This is a genomic window from Vibrio sp. H11, assembly GCF_004804295.1.
Classification (GTDB): domain Bacteria; phylum Pseudomonadota; class Gammaproteobacteria; order Enterobacterales; family Vibrionaceae; genus Vibrio; species Vibrio ostreae.
The window spans coordinates 1-528 of record NZ_SSHN01000035.1 but is presented as its reverse complement, the minus strand read 5'-3'; the positions used below and the strand labels follow the sequence as shown (position 1 = coordinate 528).

1 pseudogene is annotated in these 528 nt (G+C 54.0%); it reads right to left on the bottom strand.

The features are described 5' to 3' along the window. Positions 1 to 528: pseudogene (locus E6C74_RS21055) on the bottom strand (AAA family ATPase); the annotation flags it as partial.

The following is a 528-nucleotide window of genomic DNA, read 5'->3' as shown; positions in this document are numbered from 1 at the left end:
GGCAGCTCTAAGTCATCGAAAGCAAACCCTTCATCTGCTTCGACACTTTCTGGCGGCTCTGCTTGTGCTGAGCTTTCAGGCTGTGCCTCAGCTTCCGGCTCTGCAACGCTGTCAGCCAGGGCATCCGCTTCGCTGTATTCCGGCAGATCTAAGTCATCGAAAGCAAACCCGTCTTCCTCTGACTCAGCCTGAGTATCGGCAAATTGCGCAGCCAGGTCTTCCGCTTGTGGCTCAGGCTCTTCAGATTGTGGATCAAGCTCTTGCGTTTGTGGGACAGACTCTGCACTCGCTTCAGCAGTCAGCTCTGGCTCTTGCGGCGGGGCTTCCGCCTCTGCGACCGCTTCTGGTTCAGATTGTGCTTCTACCGACTGCTCCAGCCCGGCAATCAACTCATCAGACAGTGCTTCATCTTCATCACCGTCAAAAATGAACTCTGATTCTGCTTCATATTCACTGTCAGCCAGAGCATCGGCTTCGCTGTACTCCGGCAGTTCTAAGTCATCGAAAGCAAACGCTTCATCTGCTTCG